Source organism: Achromobacter sp. RTa (genome assembly GCF_000757485.1).
GTDB lineage: Bacteria > Pseudomonadota > Gammaproteobacteria > Burkholderiales > Burkholderiaceae_B > Achromobacter.
On the sequence record NZ_JPYO01000042.1, the window covers coordinates 996,177 to 1,009,542 of the forward strand.

The 13,366-nt window shown below is 66.8% G+C and carries 13 protein-coding genes and 1 tRNA gene; 9 read left to right on the plus strand and 5 right to left on the minus strand.

Annotated elements, in window-relative coordinates; all coding sequences use genetic code 11:
• Nucleotides 1-99: 99 nt before the first annotated feature.
• The 5 genes from JL37_RS22060 (at nucleotide 100) to JL37_RS22080 (ending at nucleotide 5,891) form a co-directional block, all read left to right on the plus strand.
• Entirely contained in the window at nucleotides 100-2,598 is a 2,499-nt protein-coding gene (locus JL37_RS22060; protein WP_043546745.1) for a mechanosensitive ion channel domain-containing protein, read from the plus strand.
• 32 nt (nucleotides 2,599-2,630) lie between these two features.
• Nucleotides 2,631-2,706 (plus strand) — tRNA-Phe (locus JL37_RS22065).
• Between the two features lie 113 nt (nucleotides 2,707-2,819).
• Nucleotides 2,820-4,559, plus strand: coding sequence for an ABC transporter ATP-binding protein (locus tag JL37_RS22070; RefSeq protein ID WP_231570408.1), 1,740 nt, complete (start codon nucleotides 2,820-2,822; stop codon nucleotides 4,557-4,559).
• Between the two features lie 100 nt (nucleotides 4,560-4,659).
• On the plus strand, nucleotides 4,660-5,367 hold the full coding sequence (locus JL37_RS22075; protein ID WP_052097510.1) for a hypothetical protein: 708 nt from the start codon (nucleotides 4,660-4,662) through the stop codon (nucleotides 5,365-5,367).
• On the plus strand, nucleotides 5,364-5,891 hold the full coding sequence (locus JL37_RS22080; protein ID WP_043546747.1) for a hypothetical protein: 528 nt from the start codon (nucleotides 5,364-5,366) through the stop codon (nucleotides 5,889-5,891). The genes JL37_RS22075 and JL37_RS22080 overlap by 4 nt, the downstream gene beginning before the upstream one ends.
• Before the next feature lie 19 nt (nucleotides 5,892-5,910).
• Here JL37_RS22080 and JL37_RS22085 read toward each other — a convergent pair whose 3' ends face one another.
• The 4 genes from JL37_RS22085 to JL37_RS22100 all read right to left on the minus strand — a co-directional run bounded on the left by JL37_RS22085 (nucleotide 5,911) and on the right by JL37_RS22100 (nucleotide 8,848).
• The gene (locus JL37_RS22085; RefSeq protein ID WP_043546748.1) at nucleotides 5,911-6,600 is read right to left on the minus strand and encodes an RNA polymerase sigma factor; all 690 of its coding nucleotides are present in this window, start codon (nucleotides 6,598-6,600) and stop codon (nucleotides 5,911-5,913) included.
• Between the two features lie 19 nt (nucleotides 6,601-6,619).
• Nucleotides 6,620-6,988 (minus strand): cupredoxin family copper-binding protein, encoded by a 369-nt coding sequence (locus tag JL37_RS30580; protein ID WP_231570409.1) that lies wholly within the window; start codon nucleotides 6,986-6,988, stop codon nucleotides 6,620-6,622.
• Entirely contained in the window at nucleotides 6,981-7,508 is a 528-nt protein-coding gene (locus tag JL37_RS22095; protein WP_043546752.1) for a DUF4142 domain-containing protein, read from the minus strand. Before JL37_RS22095 ends, JL37_RS30580 begins: the two co-directional genes overlap by 8 nt.
• A gap of 170 nt (nucleotides 7,509-7,678) precedes the next feature.
• Nucleotides 7,679-8,848 (minus strand): M20 aminoacylase family protein, encoded by a 1,170-nt coding sequence (locus tag JL37_RS22100; RefSeq protein ID WP_043546753.1) that lies wholly within the window; start codon nucleotides 8,846-8,848, stop codon nucleotides 7,679-7,681.
• 169 nt (nucleotides 8,849-9,017) lie between these two features.
• On the opposite strand from JL37_RS22100, the gene JL37_RS22105 reads away from it, so the two are divergent.
• Both JL37_RS22105 and JL37_RS22110 read left to right on the plus strand, forming a co-directional pair.
• Nucleotides 9,018-9,941, plus strand: coding sequence for a LysR family transcriptional regulator (locus JL37_RS22105; protein WP_043546754.1), 924 nt, complete (start codon nucleotides 9,018-9,020; stop codon nucleotides 9,939-9,941).
• A 162-nt stretch (nucleotides 9,942-10,103) separates the two neighbouring features.
• Entirely contained in the window at nucleotides 10,104-11,093 is a 990-nt protein-coding gene (locus JL37_RS22110; protein WP_043546755.1) for a tripartite tricarboxylate transporter substrate binding protein, read from the plus strand.
• Here JL37_RS22110 and JL37_RS22115 read toward each other — a convergent pair.
• A complete protein-coding gene (locus JL37_RS22115) occupies nucleotides 11,080-11,550 on the minus strand; it encodes an Lrp/AsnC family transcriptional regulator (RefSeq protein WP_043546757.1) in 471 nt (156 codons plus the stop codon). The two genes, JL37_RS22110 and JL37_RS22115, sit on opposite strands and share 14 nt — an antisense overlap.
• A 193-nt stretch (nucleotides 11,551-11,743) precedes the next feature.
• On the opposite strand from JL37_RS22115, the gene JL37_RS22120 reads away from it, so the two are divergent.
• Together JL37_RS22120 and JL37_RS22125 are read left to right on the plus strand one after the other, a co-directional pair.
• Nucleotides 11,744-12,388, plus strand: a complete 645-nt coding sequence (locus JL37_RS22120; protein WP_081955148.1) for a LysE family translocator — start codon at nucleotides 11,744-11,746, stop codon at nucleotides 12,386-12,388.
• Between the two features lie 43 nt (nucleotides 12,389-12,431).
• Nucleotides 12,432-13,337 (plus strand): DMT family transporter, encoded by a 906-nt coding sequence (locus JL37_RS22125; protein ID WP_052097515.1) that lies wholly within the window; start codon nucleotides 12,432-12,434, stop codon nucleotides 13,335-13,337.
• The last annotated feature ends 29 nt before the right edge of the window (nucleotides 13,338-13,366 follow it).

A 13,366-nucleotide genomic window follows, 5' to 3' on the forward strand; every position in this document is an offset into this window, starting at 1 on the left:
CTTTCCTGCCTCGCGCTTTCCGCGATATCGTAAGACGCCATCCCCGTAGCACCATCCCCGCAGCACCTGCCAGCCGCATCCATCCACCGGAGTCGCGACATGCGCGCCCAAGCAACGGCAAAAGCGCTTTTCGCCATGATTGCACTGCTGCTGGCCGGCCTGCCCGGCCCCGCGTTCGGGCAGGCTGCCGCTATGGCGCCGGCCGCCCACCCCGCCTCGCCCATCGCGCAGGCACAGGCGATCCTGGTAGCGGAAATCCCGCTGCGCGCGGATACCGACCACCGCTACGCCGAAGGCGTCATGGAGCGCATCTCCGAAGCGGATCCGGCCGACGCGCTCGCGCCGCGCCTGGAAGCGATTTCGCGATCCATCGACGAAAAGCTCCAGCAATTCCAGCCACCCCAATTGCGCACCCTGCCCATCATGCGGCTGGAAAGCCTGGAAAGGCACTGGGCGTTCGACGCGCGCCGTTTCGCGGACTGGCAAGAGGATATGCGGCAGGCGACTGCCGCCTACGCCAGCGATGCCGCCGAACTGGCTCGCCGCCGCGACGCATGGCAAGCCCTCAAGAACGCCCCTGGCGCCGCCGATCTGCCGCCTGCCCTGACTGGCCGGATCGACTCCGTCATCGCCCAGCTGGTCCGTGCCGAACAAGCCTTGTCCGTGCCGCTGGGCCGGCAGATCGCGCTGGGCCAGCGCGCCAATGCCGTCGAAGAGCGCATCCAGGCCGGGCGGCGGGCGGTGGCCGACGCCATCGACTACATCGACTCCCGCCTGCTCGAACTGGACGGGCCGCCGCTGTGGGCCGCCACCTTCGCGCCCACCGCCCGCGGCGATGCCGTGGCCTATCTCCGCGCAGGCCTGGAGATGGAACTCCGCTTCGCCCGCCAGTATGCCGCCGCCGATACCGGCAACCAGCGCGCCTTGCACGTGCTGCAGGTCGTGCTGCTGCCGCTGCTGCTCTGGCTGGCCTGGCACAGCCGCCATGCGATCCGGGCAGGCGAAATGAGCGAGACGGCCGCGCGGGTGCTGGGGCGCCCGCTGTCCGCATGGCTGTTGCTGGCCATGATGGGCGTGCAACTGCTGGAATCCGACGCGCCCCTGATCGTGCTGCAGATCGCCCTGCTGCTGGCGGTCGTGCCCGTGCTGCGCCTGCTGCCGCCGACCACGCGCGTGCCGCTCGACCTGTGGCCCTATGCGATCACGGGCCTTTACCTGGCGGAACGGCTGGGCATCTTCTTCCTTGCCAGCGAAGCACTGTACCGGCTGCACAATCTCGTCATCACCCTCCTCGCCCTCGCCACCGTGCTTTGGCTGCTGGCCCGCGCCAAGCGCCGCGGCGACGCCCAGGCTCCCGGCCGCCTGCACCGGATACTGCGCGCCAGCGCCTGGGGCGCGGTGGCGTTGCTGGCCCTGGCCGGCGTCGCCAACCTGGTCGGCAACCTGTCGATGGCCGAAATGCTGACCAGCGCGGTCATCAGTAGCGGCTACTTCGGCCTGATGCTCTACGCCGGCGTCACCATCATCGTCACCCTGTTGCAACTGATGCTGGCCCGACCGGGCGTGTCGCGCTTCCGCCTCGCGCGCGAACACGCCCCGCCCCTGGTGCAACTGCTGATCCGCCTGGTGATGGCCAGCGCGGTCGTGGGATGGACGATATACGCCATGGACCGCTTCCGGATCCTGCGCGCCACCTACGCCATCACGACGAAAGTACTGTCGTACACACTGGCGATCGGGGACATCACCATCAGCCTGGGCAATATCCTGGTGTTCGCGATCTCCGTATTGGTCGCATTCTGGGCCGCGCGGGCGATCCGCCTCGTGCTGCACGACGAAGTGCTGGCGCGCATGCCGCTGCCGCGCGGCGTGGGCAACAGCATCGCCTCGCTCACCTATTACTCGGTGCTGCTGCTGGGCCTGGCGGTGGCCCTGTCCGCCGCGGGCGTCAAGACCAGCCAGCTGGCCATCGTGCTCGGGGCCCTGGGCGTGGGCATAGGCTTCGGCCTGCAGAATGTGGTCAACAACTTCGTCTCGGGGCTGATCCTGATGTTCGAGCGCCCGATCCAGCCCGGCGACGCCGTGGACATCGGCGACACCTCCGGGCAGGTCCGCGAAATCGGCATGCGCGCCACCCGCATCCGGACCTTCGAAGGCGCCGACGTGGTGGTGCCCAACGGCACGCTGCTGTCGAAAAAACTGACCAACGGGACGATGCTCGACCGCAACCGCCGCATCGAGATCAACATCGGCCTGGCCTACGGCACGGACCCCGCGACCGCTATCGCGCTGCTCACCGAGGCCGCCCGAAAGACGTCGGGCGTCTCCCTGGAGCCCGCGCCGCTGGCGCTCTTCATGGGCTTCGGCCAAAGCACGCTGGACTTCAGCCTGCGCGCCTGGACGCCCGACTTCGACCGGTGGATGGTCATCCGCAGCGAGCTGCTGTCGCGGATGTACCAGGCGCTGACCCAGGCAGGCATTGAAATCCCCTACCCGCAAAGGGACCTGCACCTGCGCAGCATCTCCGAGGACGCGGGCGCCTCGCTCGAACAGGCTCGCCGGCGCGCCGCGCCCCCGGATCCCGCCGCCCCCGCTTGAGGCGGATTTTGTGTATAGTTGCGGACTTCGTTGGCCTGGTAGCTCAGTCGGTAGAGCAGAGGATTGAAAATCCTTGTGTCGGTGGTTCGATTCCGCCCCAGGCCACCAGTAGATTCAAGCATTTGGCCCCGCCTTTCGCGGGGCCTTTTGTTTTGGGGCGCGAGGGCGCAGTCGGATAGCATTGGCAGTGGCTTGCCCCACCTTACTCTCTCCTCTATCCGATGAAGCCCCATTCGTCTTCCCCGTCTTCCTCCATCGGCATGGGCCGCGCCGCGCTCGCGCTGTATCGCGCGCTATGGCATTACGCCGAGGGCGCGCGCCGGCAACTGATGGGCGCCGTCGCCCTGCTGTCGGGCGCGCAGCTGGTAAAGCTGACCTTGCCCTGGCTGGCCTCCCATGCCATCAACGCCCTGCAGCAGAACGACATGTCCACGGCCGGCCTGTGGATCCTGTTCCTGGTCGGCAGCTACATGATGTCCTGGGTGTTCCACGGCCCGGGACGCGTCCTGGAGGGCAATGTGGGCGTGCATGTCCGCGAACGGCTGGCCGACGATCTCTACGCCCGTATCGCCGCCGCCCCGCTGACCTGGCGCGACGGCCGCCATTCCGGCGACCTGCAGCACCGCGTGCTGCAATCCAGCCGCGCGCTGTCGGCGTTTGCCCGGGGCATGTACGGATATCTGCACAGCGCCTTGAACTTCATCGGCCCGCTGGTGGCGCTGACCCTGCTGTCGCACGTCAGCGGCATCGTAGCCGTGAGCGGCTACCTGGTCATCGCCCTCGTCACGCTGCGTTTCGACCTGGCGCTGATGCGGCTGGCGCGCTCCGAGAACGACCAGGAACGCCGCTATGTCGCGGCGTTGCTCGATTTCGTCAGCAATGCCGGCACGGTGGTCGGCCTGCGGCTGCAAGCCGCCTCGCGCAAGATCCTGGGCCGCCGCCTGGAAACGGTCATGAAGCCCTTGCGTCGCGCCCTGTGGGTCAACGAAGTCAAGTGGTGCGTGGTGGACCTGGCGGGCATGTGCCTCACCTGGATACTCGTCGTGGAATACGTGCTGCGGCACCGCGAGCCTGGCCAGGCCTTGCTGCTGGGGACCATCTTCATGATCTACCAATATGCCCAGCAGGCCGCTTCGGTAGTCAGCGCCATTGCCTCCAACTTCCAGAGCTTCTCGCGCATGCACACGGATTACAGCAGCGCCGAACCCATCTGGCAGGCTCCAGGCGACCCCGCGGCCGCTGTGCCCGCGGTGCAGCCCGACGCGCCATGGCAGACCCTGGAGCTGCGCGGCGCCACCTGGCGCTATTCGGATGAAGGCCGCGGCGGCCTGCATGGCGTCGACCTGGTATTGCGCCGCGGCTCCCGCGTCGCCCTGATCGGCGCCAGCGGCGGCGGCAAGAGCACGCTGCTGCGCACGCTCGCCGGGCTCTATCCGCCGCAGCAGGGCGAACTGCTGCGTGATGGCGCTCCAGTGGACTGGGCCGAACTGCGCACGCTGGCCACCCTGATTCCGCAAGAGGCGGAAGTTTTCGAAGCCAGCGTGCAAGAGAACCTGACCTTCGGCGAACCCGCCGATGCCGCCGCGCTGCAGGCGGCCGTGCATACCGGCGTGTTCGACGAAGTGCTGCAACGCATGCCTGGAGGCCTGGCCAGCCCGGTAAACGAACGAGGCAGCAATCTCTCCGGCGGGCAACGGCAACGCCTGGCCCTGTCGCGCGGGGCGCTGGCGGCGCAAGGAAGCTCCTTGCTCCTGCTGGATGAACCGACCAGCGCGCTGGATCCGCAAGCCGAAGGCCGGGTGTTCGATCGCATGTATGCCGCGTTTCCCTCGGCTTGCATCGTGGCCTCGGTGCACCGGCCCAGCCTGCTCAACCGCTTTGACACGATCGTGGTGATGGAGGCCGGGCGCGTGGTGGATGCGGGGCCGCGCGACGAAGTGCTGGCCCGGCACAAGCCTTGACGGCCGGCGCTTGCGGGCCGCGCGGCTACACTGTATATCCATGAGTTCACCCCCGACTTCCCGCGCCTCTGATCACGCGCCCGGCCGCAAGCGAACGAATTTGCTCGCCTATGCCTGCCTGGCCATCGGTCTCGTGTTTGTTTTCCTGGGCACGGGGATGATCCTGGACGGCGCCGAGGCGGGGATTCCCGTTACGCTGTTTTTCGGCCTGTGCGCCGCGGTTGCCGTCCTGCAGATATGGCCGGGCCTGCTCCAGCGCGAAGCGCATTCCGCGGCGGCGCTGCTGGCGCGGTATCCCGGCCCTGTGCGGCTCAAGGCCGCGGCGTTGAAACTGTGGGTGTTTTCGCTGCTGTCGGCGGTCTTCGGCGGCGTGCTGCTGTGGATGCTGCTCCACGAACCGCTGCCGCTGCTGAAGCAGTTGATCCTCTGGCCGGGCGCCGTGCTTTCACTGTTCGCCGCTGCCATGCTGATCGTTCGTGCCGCGAAAGACGACATCTTCCTGCGCCTGAGCCGCAACGGTTTCGAAACAAGGCTGGCCTGGAGCAGCAAGACGATACGCTGGCAAGACACCAGCGAGTTCGCCGTGGTCAGCATCAGCCGCAACGTGCCCAAGCTGATCGTTTTCGACGACGCCGCGGTCGACCGCGCAGGCGCCGCAGGGCTCAACCGGCGCTTCGTCGGCCGCAATTCCAGCCTGGCCGAAACCTACGGGCTCACCCACGAAGCCCTGGCCGAACTGCTCAATGCCTGGCGCGCGCGGGCGCTGGAGCAGGATGCGATATTTACACGATGGCCCGGGAACCTATGACTGCCGCTCGAACGCTCCTGAACCTGCTGTCCGGCGCCGGCCTGGCCGCCGCATCGTGCCACGCCATCGCCGGCTCGCTCCCCGCCGGGCTCTGCGAACTCCGGCCCAACAAACCGGGCTATCAGCAGCGGATCTACGACACGTTCAAGCCCCAGCCGAATCGCGGCGTGACGGTCGTTCTGATGGCGATCGACTGCGAGTCGCTGTCGGCCGCCGAGAACGGGCGCCCGGATCGTCCCAAAATACTGTTCACGGACTATCGCGCAACCTCGGCGGGCGGTGTCCCGGCCGGACGGCCCGCAGCATTGGATTTTTTTGAAGCGCGCTACAAGAACCGTCCCGACTACCTCGGCCGCGACGGCTACGCGGTTTACATCAAGCAAGAAAGCGAAAGGCTTTCGGGAGCCAGCGCCTATTCCTCCGTCGATGGGACGGGGCGCATCTATACGCTGCTTGAATTCAATGTCCCGGATGCGGCGCAGCGGGCCCGGCGCATTGTGTCGGAGTACGCCAAGTCCCGGTAGCGCCGTTTGGCCCCGCCGATCAGGCCCCTGCCCTCTTCAAGCGCGCCAGCGTGGTCGCCACCAGCCGGTCGCAATCGTCGCCGTCGAACTCGAACAGGCTCTTTTCCGTCACGTCGATATCGCGCGACAGGGATTCTCGCAGCATCGCGTTGGCGCGGAAATGGCGGCTGCGCACCGTGGCCTCGGGAATGCCCAGGCAATCCGCCGTTTCCTCCACGGACAATTCTTCGACGGAGCGCAGCACGAACACCGTCCGGAAGGCGACCGGCAAGGCGTCCAGCCGCGCCTCCAGCAAGGCGCGAAGCTGCGAGCGGGCCGCGGCGTGGTACGGCGGATCGAAGTCGTTGATGGTCATCGCGTCAGCCTCGTCCTCTAGATTTCCGCCCATGGGGCACAGCGCCTCGCGGCGCTCGTGCTTGCGGAGCCGGCCGAAACACTCGTTCAGCACCAGCCGCGACAACCAAGTGAAAAGCGAGGACTCGCCCCGGAACCGGACGATGGACCGGTACGCCGCCAGATACGCCTCCTGCAGGGCGTCTTCGGCATCGGCGTCGTTGCGCAGGGTCGCGCGCGCCAGGCGGTAGAGCCGCCGGTTGTGGCGGCGCATCATCAACTCGAACGCGGCTTCCTCGCCCGCCGCGATGCGGCGCGCGAGCGCCAGGTCATTCTCTTCGGCCAGCATGGCCGCCGGCTCCGCCACTGTCGTCATATGCCCCACCTCCGCCTCGTCACTGCGCAACCAGGGTTCCCTGCATGGTCGGATGGAACAGGCAGGTATATGCGATGCTGCCTGCCTCTCCGACAGTGTAGGTCCACGACGCGCCGGCCGCGATAGTCCCGGAATCGAAGGCCCGGGAAACCGCGGTGGCGGTGTGGGGCACCAGGTCCTTGTTTACCCACGTAACGGTGTCGCCGCGACGGACGGTCAGCGTGGCCGGGCTGAACTGCATACCCTCGATGACCACGATATGTCCGGCCGCCTTCCCCGCCGGTGGGTCGTCCGCGGCGCGCGCCGGCGCGCCGGCCAGGGCCAGGCCCGCGCACAGCAGGGCGGCGCCGGCGCGCCGCCACGCCGCGGGCAAGGCCGGCCTACCCACCTGCGAGCCTCTTCTGCAGCTGCTTGGCATGTTCCAGGTGCGCGATGAAGGCCGGCCGCACCTTGACCAGCAGCGCCTTCAGCTCGGCGTTGTGCGCGCTCGGAATCAGGGTCTTGTCCAGCGCCTCGATCACCGACTCGTGATAGGCCACCTCGTGGTCGACGTAAGCCTTGTCGAACGCCGCTCCGCTCAGCCCCTTGAGCGTGGCCAGGTTCTTGTCGCCGCCTTGCCGCAGACTCTCGCTGGTCGGATTCGCCTCGGGCTTGACCTTGAGCTTCTTGACAAGATCGCCCGCGGACTGGTTCACGGCCGTATGGTCGGTCACCATCAGTTTGGCGAACTCCTGGACATCCTTGGTGCGCGACTTCTGCTCCGCCAGCTTGCCTGCGTCGATGTCCACCTGGTTGGCCACCACGACGATAGCCGCGATCTGCGGATCCGTCGGGCCGTTGCCGTGCGCGAACGCGCTGGAGCAGGCCAGGACCAGGGCGCAGAACCATGTTTTCTGAATCGCTTTCATTTCATCCCCCCAAACAACGGATGCAGGCGAACCGGCGCGCCGGAATGGCGCGAAACACCGCTTGCATATGGGGTTGGATGTCGCGACCCGGCGCCGCGTTCCGGCGGATACCGTCATCGCGCCGAACCGGCCGCGCCCTCGGCCCGCCCCCGGGGCAGAATGGGTGCCGCTCACGCAGGCATGGCTTCTCTCACAAGCTCGACCCAATAGCGAGCGCCCAACGGCAGAATGTCGTCGTTGAAATCGTAGTACGGGTTATGCACAGGCGGGTTGTCGCCCGCGCGGGCGGCTCCCACGAACACATAAGCGCCCGGCCGCTGTTCCAGCATGTAGGCGAAGTCTTCCGACCCCATGCGCGGCACGCAGGACGTATCCACCTGGGCCGCCCCCACCACCCGCGTCGCGGCGCGGGCGGCCAATCGCACTTCGGCCTCCGTATTGACGCAAGCCGGATAGCCGCGAAAATACTCCACCCCGATCGCGGCGCCCGACGTCGTGGCCACGCCCGCGCACACCTCGCGCAGCCGGCGCTCAGCCAGGTCACGCGTTGCGGCGGTCAGCGTGCGACAACTGCCCCGCAACTGCACGCTGTTGGGCACGACATTCCAGGTGTCGCCCGCATGGATCTGCGTAATGCTCAGCACCAGTGCATCGGTGGCCTTCACGTTCCGGCTGACGATGGTCTGCATCGCGCTCACCACCTGCGCCGCCGCCACGATGGGGTCGATGCCGTGTTCGGGCTGCGCGGCATGGCACCCCTTGCCGGTCACGGTGATCTCGTAGGTATCGCAGTTGGCCATGACGGTACCCACCCGCGTGGATACCACTCCGAACGGCAGATTGGGCGAGTTGTGCAGCGCATATACGGCGTCGCAGGGGAATTTTTCGAACAGACCGTCCCGCACCATCGCCAGGCCGCCGCCCGCGTGCTCTTCCGCGGGCTGGAAAATGAAGTGCAAGGTGCCCCGCCAGCCCGTGTCGCCGGCCAAGTGATGCGCCGCGCCCAACAGCATGGCGGTGTGGCCGTCGTGGCCGCATCCGTGCATTTTCCCGGCAATCGTCGAACGATGCGTCGCCTCGCCCAACTCCTGCATGTCCAGCGCGTCCATATCGGCGCGCAGGCCGATCACCGGCCCGTCACCCCGCGCCAGCGTCCCTACCACACCCGTGCCGCCGAGCCCACGATGCACCACCGCCCCCACCTCCGCCAGTTCCCGGGCGACCAGATCGGAGGTACGGAATTCGCAGAATGCCGTTTCCGGATGCGCGTGAATATCGCGGCGCCAGTCGCGCATTTTGCGCAGCAATTCAGTGCCGATGGGGGATGCGGTGATGGCCATGAGGCGATGTCTCCATAAACGGGGCCTTCGGGGAAATACGGCTTCCGACTATAGACAAGCACGGGTACAAACTCGATAGCAACAATCACGCCTTATCGATGCGATTTTTGCAACGTTCGCTTGCCGGCGCCCCAGGCAAGCGCCGAAACCGCGACGAGGATACGCAACGATGGACAACGTGCTGGAATTCAAGCGGACTCAATGTCTGCTGCAAGTGATCGAGACAGGCTCATTGCGCGCCGCTGCCGACGTCCTCCAGACCGACCCATCCGCGATAAGCCGAGCCGTCGCCCGGCTGGAAGCGGACACCGGGCTGACCTTGCTGGAACGCCGCGGCCGGGGAGTCGTGCCCACGGATGCCGGGCGGCTGGTGGCCCTGTTCGCCCGGCGTCAACAGAACCTGAACGAATCCTTCTACGCCGAGGTCAACGACCTGAAGAGCGCCGCGCGGGGCCACGTCGAACTGGCGCTGGGCGAGGGCTTCGTGGACATGCTGCTGGAACCCGTCCTACTTTCGTTCGTGCGCAAGCATCCCGACATCACCTACAGCATCCATGTGGCCGGCACCAATGAAACCGTGCGTTACATCGTCGAAGAACGCGCGCAAATCGCGCTGATCTTCCAGCCGCCGAACGATGTGCGGCTGCGTTCGCACTATTCGCGCGCCGCGCCGATGCGCGTACATGTCCACAAGGACCATCCGCTGGCGCGCACCCGCCGGGCCTTGCGGCTATCGGACCTCGCTCCTCACGGCTGGGCCGCGATGGATGAATCGTTCGGCGTGCGCCAGCACATCCAGGCGGCGGAGCTGGACGAGAACGTCAGGCTGCGGCCCGCGCTGCTGACCAATTCCTTCAAGATCCTGTGGGAATTCGCGAGCCAGGGACTGGGCTATGTCGTGAATCCGCTGTCGATGCCGCTGAAGGGCCCGCAATTCCGTCAGATGGTTTCACTGCCCCTGGCGAATCCCATCCTGAACAACAGCCGCACCCATGTCATCAGCCTGGCGGGGCGCCATCTGCCGCCCGCTACCGCCAGCATGCTGCTTCATATCCTGAAGACGTTTCCCACTCTGGAATCCCTCGGTGCCTGAGCCGCGCGCTCCGGCGCCGGCCCCGCCCATCGTTGCAGATTTCACATTGATCCGATCCCCAGTCCGTCATTGATGCCGGTAAACGCCACTGCCTAGACTGCTCGGCACAGTCCGGCGCGACGGCCGGCTGCCTTCAAACAGACATGACAAGGGAGATGCAGCATGCGTTGGAATCTACCGGCCCGGGCGGCCACCCTTTTCCTCGCGGTATTCGCCGCAGTACCGTTGGCGCATGCCGTGGACTACCCGTCCAGGAAGCCGCTGAGCCTTATCGTCCCATACCCGGCCGGCGGCGCCAGCGATGCCTCGGCGCGGCAGTTCGGCGCGCACATCGCCAATGCGCTCAAGCAGCAAGTCGTGGTGGAGAACGTGGGCGGCGGGGCCGGCATGCTGGGCGCGCGCCGGGTCCTGAGCAGCCCGCCCGACGGCTATACCTTCCTGCATGGATCGCCCAACGAGGTCATTCTCAGCCCGTTCCTGAACGCGGCGGCTCATTACAAGCCCGAGGATTTCCGCCTGACCCAGCCCATCAGCGAAGCGACCATCGTGCTGTTGGCGCGTGCCGACCTGCCGGTGTCGGACGTCGATGAATTCATCGCCTACGCCAAGCGGCCTGGCGCCCGCCCGCTTACCTTCGCCAGCGTCGGCGTGGGCTCCCTGTATCACATCATGACCGAGTACCTGGGGCGGCGCGTGGGCGCGGAGTTCCTGCACGTTCCCTATCGCGGCGGCGCACCGGCGCTGCAGGATCTGATCGGGCGCCAGGTCGACTTCGCCGTCCTGCCGTATCAACAGGCAATGGAAGGAATGGCGGCACAGCAACAGTTGAAGATCCTGACCAGCTTCTCCGACAAGCTGCCCGCCCCGCTTTCCCGGATACCGCTGATTTCCCAAAGCAAGACGATTCCCGGCTTTGTCTATACGATCGCCGGCGGCTACTACGTGCGCCAAGACACTCCGACAGCGGAGGTGGCTGCTTTGCATCGCGCGGTAGGCTACGCCCTGGAACAGCCCGACCTGCGCCAACGGATGGAGGCCGAGGGCCGCCTGCTGCTGCAACCCATGAGCCAGCAGGATGCCGACGCCTACGCGGCGGCCCAGATCGCCAAGTACCGGGAAATGATCCAGGAACTGGGACTCAAGCCGATGTAGCCACCGGCACCCCCAACCCGTGCTTCGCCCGGTTCATCACGATCAACGTGGAAAAGCGCTTGACGTTGGGATTGCCCCAGAAATTGCGCTGGGCGAACGCCTCGTATTCCTCCATATCCCGCATGGTCAGGGTCAGCACGAAATCGACCTCGCCGGTGACCGACAGGCACTGCATGACTTCGGGCGCCGCTTGCATCGCGCGCTTGAAGCTGTCCAGCTTGTCGGCGCGCTCGCTTTCCAGAGTCACCAGCACGACCATCATGATGCCCCGGCCCACCGCGGCGGGGTCGACCACGGATACGTCGCCCAGCACCACCTTGGACTCGCGCAGCCGCTTCATGCGGCGCAGGCAGGACACCGGCGACAGGTTCACGCGCTGCGCGACTTCCTGGCTGGTGCGCTGGTTGTCTTCCTGCATGCTTTGCAGGATCTGGAGGTCGAAATCGTCTAGTTCCATATGGGTCTCGGAACGGCAGGAAACTGGCCGGAAGAGGGCCGCCGGTAGATTCTAAGCCCGGCCATGCCGGAATCCGGCCCCATTTTGACGGGAAACTTCATTCCGCCCCTGCGGGATGCAGGAATAAATCGGCCGGCTTGCTTACACTAGGAACCCTCTGTCCGCGCCGCGGGCGGGCCGCCTCCCCCGTATCATGCCGTCACTCCAGCTTTTCCTGCTATTTCTCGCCGCCGACGCGGCGCTCAAGCTCACGCCCGGCCCCGACATGGCGCTGACCCTTTCCCGGGGCATGACGCAGGGCTTCCGGCCGGCCTTCCACAGCGTGCTGGGCAACGTGGCCGCCGGATTCATCCAGGTGCCGGCGGTTGTGCTGGGGCTGGCCTCGGTGCTGCAGGCCTTCCCCTCCCTGTTCATGGGCATCAAGGCCGCGGGAGGCCTGTACCTGGGCTATCTGGGCATCAAGGCCATCATCCGCTGCGCGCATTCGGCCGACGTGTCGCTGGCCGCGCGTCCAGGCGACGCGCGCGACGCGTTCTGGCAGGGATTCACGACGAATCTGCTGAACCCCAAAGTCCTGCTATTCATGATCGCGTTCCTGCCGCAGTTCACCACCCCCGCCAACGGGCCGGTCTGGATCCAGATGCTGGTGCTGGGCATCACGATGAAAGTACTGAGCCTGCCCTACGGCAGCTGCTTCGCCTACGGCGCTTCGCGCATCCGCGGGTGGGTGGGCCGCAATCCGTGGTTCCTGCGCATGCAGCAAGGCCTGCTGGGCGCCGTCATGCTCGGCCTGGCGCTGTATGTGCTCTACTCCACCGCCGAGCATCTGGCGACCTGAGCCGGCCGCCGTTCCATACGTATCCCGCTTTTCCACCATCGCCATGACCGCCGCAATCCTGAACACCGGACGCAACGCGTCTTCCTCCACCCTGCTCCCCGTCCTGTCGCTGATCGGTGCGATGGCCTCGCTGTGCGTGGGCACCTCGTTCGCGAAGTCGCTGTTCCCCATGGTGGGCGCCCAGGGCACGACCGCCTACCGCATCGCCATCGGCGCGCTGATCCTGGTGGCGATCTGGCGCCCGTGGCGTTTTCCGCTCACGCGCCGGGCCGCGGCCAAGATCGCGCTGTACGGGGTAACGCTGGCCTGCATGAACCTGCTTTTCTACATGGCGCTGCGCACGCTGCCGCTGGGCGTGGCCATCGCCATCGAATTCATCGGCCCGCTGACCCTGGCGGTCGCGCTGTCGCGGCGCGCCATCGACTTCGTCTGGATCGGCTGCGCCGTCGCCGGCCTGGTGCTGCTGATTCCGACGGGGCAATCGGTGCACGACCTGGATCCGGTCGGCATCGCCTTTGCGCTAGGCGCGGCGGTGTGTTGGGCGCTCTACATCATCTTCGGCAAGATGGCCGGCAATGTGCATGGCGGACAGGCCACCTCGCTGGGGCTGACCGCTGCGACGCTGGTGGCGCTGCCCATCGGCGCGGCGCACGCGGGCACGGCGCTGCTGGACCCGACCCTGATCCTGGCCGGCATCGCGGTGGGCGTGTTGTCCAGCGCCTTGCCCTACTCGCTGGAAATGGTGGCGCTGCGGCGCCTGCCGCAGAAGACCTTCGGCGTGCTGCTCAGCATGGAGCCCGCCATGGGCGCGCTGGCCGGCGTGATCGTGTTGAACGAGCACCTGGACAAGACGCAATGGCTGGCCATCTGCGGGATCGTCGTCGCGTCGGCCGGCTGCGCGGCCACTGCCCGGCGGCAGAACACCGCCCCCACGCCCGCGCCTGACTGAACGCGGGCGTAGCCCCCTTGCTCAGGCCT

Coding starts and splice junctions, on each gene's coding strand:
- JL37_RS22060 (WP_043546745.1), top strand. CDS start 100: ATGCGCGCCCAAGCAACGGCAAAAGCGCTTTTCGCCATGATTGCACTG.
- JL37_RS22070 (WP_231570408.1), top strand. CDS start 2,820: ATGAAGCCCCATTCGTCTTCCCCGTCTTCCTCCATCGGCATGGGCCGC.
- JL37_RS22080 (WP_043546747.1), top strand. CDS start 5,364: ATGACTGCCGCTCGAACGCTCCTGAACCTGCTGTCCGGCGCCGGCCTG.
- JL37_RS22085 (WP_043546748.1), bottom strand. CDS start 6,600: ATGACGACAGTGGCGGAGCCGGCGGCCATGCTGGCCGAAGAGAATGAC.
- JL37_RS22095 (WP_043546752.1), bottom strand. CDS start 7,508: ATGAAAGCGATTCAGAAAACATGGTTCTGCGCCCTGGTCCTGGCCTGC.
- JL37_RS22100 (WP_043546753.1), bottom strand. CDS start 8,848: ATGGCCATCACCGCATCCCCCATCGGCACTGAATTGCTGCGCAAAATG.
- JL37_RS22105 (WP_043546754.1), top strand. CDS start 9,018: ATGGACAACGTGCTGGAATTCAAGCGGACTCAATGTCTGCTGCAAGTG.
- JL37_RS22110 (WP_043546755.1), top strand. CDS start 10,104: ATGCGTTGGAATCTACCGGCCCGGGCGGCCACCCTTTTCCTCGCGGTA.
- JL37_RS22115 (WP_043546757.1), bottom strand. CDS start 11,550: ATGGAACTAGACGATTTCGACCTCCAGATCCTGCAAAGCATGCAGGAA.
- JL37_RS22120 (WP_081955148.1), top strand. CDS start 11,744: ATGCCGTCACTCCAGCTTTTCCTGCTATTTCTCGCCGCCGACGCGGCG.
- JL37_RS22125 (WP_052097515.1), top strand. CDS start 12,432: ATGACCGCCGCAATCCTGAACACCGGACGCAACGCGTCTTCCTCCACC.